The 5331-nt window shown below is 70.4% G+C and carries 7 protein-coding genes, 1 tRNA gene and 1 pseudogene; 5 read left to right on the top strand and 4 right to left on the bottom strand.

Annotated features, from left to right (window positions below; translation table 11 throughout):
* The 3 genes and pseudogenes from G6018_RS02520 to G6018_RS02510 form a co-directional block, all read left to right on the top strand.
* Window positions 1-167, top strand: a pseudogene (locus G6018_RS02520) (nucleoside deaminase); the annotation flags it as partial.
* Between the two features lie 123 nt (window positions 168-290).
* On the top strand, window positions 291-497 hold the full coding sequence (locus G6018_RS02515; protein WP_017838254.1) for a CsbD family protein: 207 nt from the start codon (window positions 291-293) through the stop codon (window positions 495-497).
* Between the two features lie 59 nt (window positions 498-556).
* A tRNA-Ser gene (locus tag G6018_RS02510) sits at window positions 557-647 on the top strand.
* Window positions 648-717: 70 nt separating this feature from the next.
* Here G6018_RS02510 and G6018_RS02505 read toward each other — a convergent pair.
* Window positions 718-1332, bottom strand: coding sequence for a TetR/AcrR family transcriptional regulator (locus G6018_RS02505; RefSeq protein ID WP_179524312.1), 615 nt, complete (start codon window positions 1330-1332; stop codon window positions 718-720).
* A gap of 95 nt (window positions 1333-1427) precedes the next feature.
* On the opposite strand from G6018_RS02505, the gene tgt reads away from it, so the two are divergent.
* Together tgt and G6018_RS02495 are read left to right on the top strand one after the other, a co-directional pair.
* On the top strand, window positions 1428-2708 hold the full coding sequence (gene tgt, locus G6018_RS02500; protein WP_182638624.1) for a tRNA guanosine(34) transglycosylase Tgt: 1281 nt from the start codon (window positions 1428-1430) through the stop codon (window positions 2706-2708).
* 248 nt (window positions 2709-2956) lie between these two features.
* Complete coding sequence (locus tag G6018_RS02495) at window positions 2957-3580, top strand: hypothetical protein (protein WP_179524314.1); 624 nt, start codon at window positions 2957-2959, stop codon at window positions 3578-3580.
* A 16-nt stretch (window positions 3581-3596) separates the two neighbouring features.
* Here the strand turns inward: G6018_RS02495 and G6018_RS02490 are convergent, their stop codons facing one another.
* From G6018_RS02490 to G6018_RS02480, 3 genes are all read right to left on the bottom strand, one after another.
* Entirely contained in the window at window positions 3597-3977 is a 381-nt protein-coding gene (locus tag G6018_RS02490) for a CHY zinc finger protein (RefSeq protein ID WP_017836326.1), read from the bottom strand.
* Window positions 3974-4783, bottom strand: a complete 810-nt coding sequence (locus G6018_RS02485; protein WP_095717136.1) for a queuosine precursor transporter — start codon at window positions 4781-4783, stop codon at window positions 3974-3976. Before G6018_RS02485 ends, G6018_RS02490 begins: the two co-directional genes overlap by 4 nt.
* Window positions 4784-4975: 192 nt before the next feature.
* Window positions 4976-5331, bottom strand: a 356-nt coding sequence (locus G6018_RS02480) for a glutamate--tRNA ligase family protein (protein WP_241731973.1), incomplete at its 5' end; no start/stop codon positions are given.

Raw genomic sequence — 5331 nt, 5'->3', positions numbered from 1 at the left:
TGGGCCGCGTCGTCTTCGGCGCGTGGGAGCCCCGCACCGGGGCCTGCGGATCGCTCTGGGACGTGGTCCGCGACCGCCGGCTCGTCCACCGCCCCGAGGTCCGCGGCGGGGTGCTCGAGACCGAGTGCGCCGCGCTGCTGGAACAGTTCTTCCGCGCTCGGCGGTAGCGGCGCGCCCGTACGGCGGTGACGGGATCGTGACCATGGTCCGGTGGAGGCCCGGCGCACATCTCCGTACGGTGGATCGGGAGAGGCGCCGGGCAGCGGCGCCGCGATCGAGAGGAGCACCACATGGGTGTGGGAGACAAGTTCTCGAACAAGGCCGAGGAGCTCGGCGGCCGCGCCAAGGAGTCGGCCGGCGCCGCGACCGGCGACCGTGACCTCCAGGCCGAGGGCCAGGCGGACCAGGGCAAGGCCGGCATCAAGCAGGGCGCCGAGAAGCTCAAGGACAAGGCCAACGAGGCCGCGAGCAAGCTCACCGGCAACGACAAGGCCTGATTCGCCCCGGCGAGCAGGCGATTTCCGCCTGCGGCCGCTCGTGAAGTAGCCTGATCGGCGGTGGCGTGTCCGAGCGGCCGAAGGTGCAGCACTCGAAATGCTGTGTTGGGTAACCCCCAACCGTGGGTTCAAATCCCACCGCCACCGCCACGGGGAGAGCCCCGGAACTCATCGGAGTTCCGGGGCTCTCCCCGTTTCGGGCCTCATCTCGGGCCTGATCTCATTCCGCGTCGTCACCCGGGAAGACGTCGGCGACGAAGTCCGGCAGGGCGGCGACCGCCCGGAGCGTGGTGATCGCGGAGTCGATCACGGTCTCCTGGGGCAGCCCGGACTCCTCGCCCAGCAGCGCCAACTCCTCGACACCGGCCAACCAGGCGCGGGTGAGCACCAGGGCCATCGGGCCGGGCCGGACCACCCCGATGCTGTGGAGGATGCGCAGGCTGATGGTGCGGTGCATCCCGTCCACGACCTGCTCGAGGACCGGGTCCACGGACCTGCCCGACCGCAGGACCGCCACGTAGTTGTCGCGCCGCCGCTGGATGTAGCGCACCAGTGCGGTGATGATCGCCCGGGTGCGGTCCTCCGCGCTGGCCCCCTCCGGCACCTCGGTGAGCGACAGGACGTGGTCGGCGGCCGCGTTGACCACCGCCGTGAGGTAGGCCAGCTTGGTGGGGAAGTAGTGGAACAGCAGGCTGCGCGAGACCCCCGCCCGCTCGGCCACGTCATCCATCGACAGCGCGTGGAACGGCACCGTCTCCAGGAGTCTCACTCCCAGGACCACCAGTTGGTCGCGGCGCTCGTGCCGGGAGAGCCGTCGGCCGCTCGTACCGGGCATCGCTCACCTCGTCGTCGTCGATTCCTGCCGTCGTCGATTCCCCCCATCGTAGGGCCAGGGCCGGCCCCCCGGACCGTCGTGCCACGATGGGACACATGTCGGATCACACGCCCCCCACCCCACGCGCGACGACCTTCGACGTGGGGTCCCGGATGGTCCTCGACGGCACCGCGGGGGGCCGCACCGGCGTCATCCACACCCCGCACGGCGACATCGCCACCCCGGCGTTCGTGCCCGTCGGCACCAAGGCCACCGTCAAGACCCTCACCCCGGAGCAGGTCCGCTCGACCGGCGCGCAGGCCGTCCTGGCCAACGCCTACCACCTGTACCTGCAGCCCGGCCACGACGTGGTGGACGCCGCCGGCGGGCTGGGGGAGTTCATGCGCTGGTCCGGGCCCACCTACACCGACTCCGGGGGCTTCCAGGTGATGAGCCTCGGGGTGGGCTTCAAGAAGGTGATCGAGATGTCGGCGGGCGCGGCCGGGGCCCCGGACGACTCCGCCACCAACAAGGGCCAGGGGAGGCTCGCGAAGGTCGACGAGGACGGTGTCACCTTCACCTCGCACCTCGACGGGTCGCCGCACCGGTTCTCCCCGGAGGTGTCGATGCGGATCCAGCACGGTCTGGGGGCCGACATCCTGTTCGCCTTCGACGAGCTCACCACGCTCATGAACACCCGCGAGTACCAGGAGAGGTCGGTCGAGCGCACGCGGCGTTGGGCGCAGCGGTGTCTCGACGAGCACGAACGCCTGTCGGTGGAGCGCGGGCACCGGCCCGGTCAGTCACTGTGGGGCGTGGTCCAGGGCGCGCAGTTCGAGGACCTGCGGCGGCAGGCCGTGCGCGGGCTCGTGGAGATGAGCGACCGCGCCGAGGAACAGGGGCGCCGCGGGTTCGGCGGCTACGGGATCGGCGGGGCGCTGGAGAAGGAGAACCTCGGCACCATCGTGGGCTGGTGCACCGAGGAACTGCCCGAGGACCGGCCGCGCCACCTGCTGGGGATCAGCGAGCCCGACGACATCTTCACGGCGGTGGAGAACGGGGCCGACACGTTCGACTGTGTCGCGCCCACCCGGCTCGCCCGCCACGGCGGGATCTACACGCTGGACGGGCGGGTCAACGTCACCCGGGCCCAGTTCCGGCACGACCACAGCGCGCTCGACCCCGAGGGGCCGTCCGAGGTCTCGCGGGAGTACAGCCGCGCGTACCTGCATCACCTGTTCAAGGCCAAGGAGTTCCTCGGGTCGACCCTGCTCACCCTGCACAACCTGGCGTTCGTGGTGCGGCTGGTCGACGAGGTGCGCGCCGCGATGGACGCCGGGCCCGAGGAGTACCTGGCGTACAAGTCCCAGTTCCTGGGGCGGTACTACTCGACGTAGCACCGCCCGCGCCTTACCCGGTCGGCGTCCGCCGGGCCCGTGCGCGCCTTCCTCGGGGGACGTCCCGCGGGGCCCGTCCGCGCCGATGACGTACGCGCCCTCTTCGGCTTATGCGGCCCCCCTGTCAGCCGCCGGAAGGGGTGCGCGCCGTCTCTGGACCATTCCGGACGCGCACCTCGGGTGAGGCGTCAGTGTCGGTCGCAGTCGCGCAGTCGCGCAGTCGCGCAGATGCGTGGAAAGCTGTCGGCATGGACCTTGGCGAGACTCTGGACGAGATCGATGCGATATACGCTCAGCGAACAGCTTTCGGAACCAATCCGATGGCGCCCACAGCTCCTCTGGGACCCTTCAGTCAGGCGGCGATGCAGGCCGCCGAGAATCTCCTGGTCAAAGCCCTAGACCGGATGGGGAGCGGCGAGCAGGACGCGGCGGAGCGACTGATGGGACGCGCGGCCGAGATCCCGTTCGATGACCACGAGGGGGTGTGGCCGGGACCCGAGGTGGCCGCGGATTTGCTCTACAACCTCATCGCGGACCATTCGGAGTTGCTCGCCGAGTTCGAGTTTGACGACGAGGGGAATGAACCCCCGATCGAGGTCCACCTGGGTATCCGGGAGATCAAGGGCCGGTTGAGCCCAGGAGAGGGTGAGGCACTGCGTGAGGTAATGCGTGAGATCCTGACGGTCGCGGGCGAGTACGGGATCGATCGCCACCAAGTGGGGCGACTGCGCGAGGTGCTCGAACTCCTGCCGCGGGGGGAGTACCACCGCGAGCTTCCAGGCGACGCCACGACCCAGCAGCGGCTGGACTCGATCGCCGCCGCGTGCCGCGTGTCTGCACTACTCCTCGAGACGTTCTACGGGGAGTACTGAGCCCGGGGTAAGAGAGTCAGCCGTCGAAGTAGATCGAGTGATGCAATGAGCAGCCCGGGTTGAACGGCGCCCTGCAGGCCGGGCACCCGTGTGCGTTCAGGTACTCGGTGATCGACAGCGTGGTCCGGCAGACACCGCACAGGATCGCCGGGGCGTCGAACTCGGCCCGCGGCCACGCCGAGACCGCGTGGTCAGCGGCATCGGCGTGGCAGCGGAAGCACGGGTAGAACTCCCGGCAGCAGTGGAAGCGGATCGCCACCACGTCGAGGGGCCCGCGGTAGTGGACGCAGCGGGTCTGGTCGTCGACGGTGGCGCCGAGCACCCGTATCGATGCGCCGCTCCCGTCGCGCCCGACGCCCGAGCCGCCGCCACCCGCGCCCTCGTCGTGGGAGGTCATGCCCTCGAGTCTGCCAGGGGCGATCGCGCCACGGTCGATCCGGCCAGGGCGGTCTGATAGCTGGGCTCGCGCTTCTTGATCCACGCGATCACGACGTACGTCACCGGCAGCAGGACCGCCTCGACGAGGGTCTTCCAGACGAACCCGATCACCACGTAGTTCCAGTAGTCGCCCGACCCGAGGACCATGCCCAGGGCGGGTGCCGCGATGGTGCAGAAGACGATGGTGTCCGCGAGCTGGCCGACCACGGTTGAGCCGAGCAGCCTGGCCCACAGGGTCTTCTCACCGGTGCGGCGCTTCATCCACACCAGGACGTAGCTGTTGAGCAGCTCGCCCACCACGTAGCCGGCCAGGCCGGCCAGGAAGAACTGCGGGATCACGCCGGCGACGGCCTCGAACGCGTCCTGGTTCTCGTAGAACGGGGCCGGCGGCAAGTGGACGGTGAACGTGAAGCTCAGCGCCGCCAGCGCCAGGACGGCGAAGCCGGAGAGGACGACACGGCGCATCGCCTTGAAGCCGTACACCTCGCTGATCACGTCGCCCAGCACGTACGCCAGCGGGAAGAGCAGGAAGGCGCCGTCGGTGACGAGACCGTCGAGGCTGAGGAACCCGAGTTCGAAGCTCAGGTCGGGGAAGAGCAGGACGCCCTTGGTGCCGGTGACGTTGCTGATGAGCATGACGCCCACGAACAAGGCGATCAGGTAGCCGTAGTACGGGCTGGCGACGGTGGCGAAGACCGCGCGGTCGGTGCCGCTGCGGTCGTCCCGGGCGTCGGGGGCGGGGCTGGTGGGGGTCGGGTCGGACATGGTCGGGTCGGAGGAGTCCCGGGTGCTGCGCGCCGGCTCGGGAATGGTCCCGTCCGGCCGCCCAGGCCCGCGAGGATCAGGGTTCTGCTTCGATGAAGTGGTCACGGGCGTCGATTATCCGCGCAGACGCGCCCGACCGGCGAATCCACCGATCGCGCGACGTCCACCTCTGCGAACGTCCGGGCTCGACGGTCAGGCGACGACCCAGGGGCCGGACCGCAGCGATGCGGGAGAGACCACCCCTCGCAGGGCATCGATCGAGTCCGCGCCGGGCGGTCCACCGAGTGACGCCACGATCCGGGCGACGGCCGCCCTCGTCGTCGTCCCCTCCCGCGCCAGGTCGGCCAGGGTCACCGCCCCGTCCCGCTTGGCCAGGCGCTCGCCGGCGGCGTTGACCGCGAGCGGGACGTGGACGTACTCCGGCCGGCGCAGGCCGAGGAGGTCGGCCAGATAGGCCTGGCGGGGGGTGGAGGGCAGGAGGTCCTCGCCGCGGACGACCTGGTCCACGCCCTGGTCGGAGTCGTCGACGACGACGGCGAGGTTGTACG

It is taken from the genome of Dietzia sp. DQ11-44, from assembly GCF_014145205.1.
In the GTDB taxonomy this organism is placed as follows: Bacteria; Actinomycetota; Actinomycetes; order Mycobacteriales; family Mycobacteriaceae; genus Dietzia; species Dietzia natronolimnaea.
Note: the sequence above shows the minus strand (reverse complement) of the source record. Positions and strands in the feature narration are given on the sequence as shown.

What these genes read in the sequence shown, in the direction of transcription:
- tgt (WP_182638624.1), top strand. Translation starts at nt 1,428, where the DNA reads ATGTCGGATCACACGCCCCCCACCCCACGCGCGACGACCTTCGACGTG.
- G6018_RS02505 (WP_179524312.1), bottom strand. Translation starts at nt 1,332, where the DNA reads ATGCCCGGTACGAGCGGCCGACGGCTCTCCCGGCACGAGCGCCGCGAC.
- G6018_RS02495 (WP_179524314.1), top strand. Translation starts at nt 2,957, where the DNA reads ATGGACCTTGGCGAGACTCTGGACGAGATCGATGCGATATACGCTCAG.
- G6018_RS02515 (WP_017838254.1), top strand. Translation starts at nt 291, where the DNA reads ATGGGTGTGGGAGACAAGTTCTCGAACAAGGCCGAGGAGCTCGGCGGC.
- G6018_RS02485 (WP_095717136.1), bottom strand. Translation starts at nt 4,783, where the DNA reads ATGTCCGACCCGACCCCCACCAGCCCCGCCCCCGACGCCCGGGACGAC.
- G6018_RS02490 (WP_017836326.1), bottom strand. Translation starts at nt 3,977, where the DNA reads ATGACCTCCCACGACGAGGGCGCGGGTGGCGGCGGCTCGGGCGTCGGG.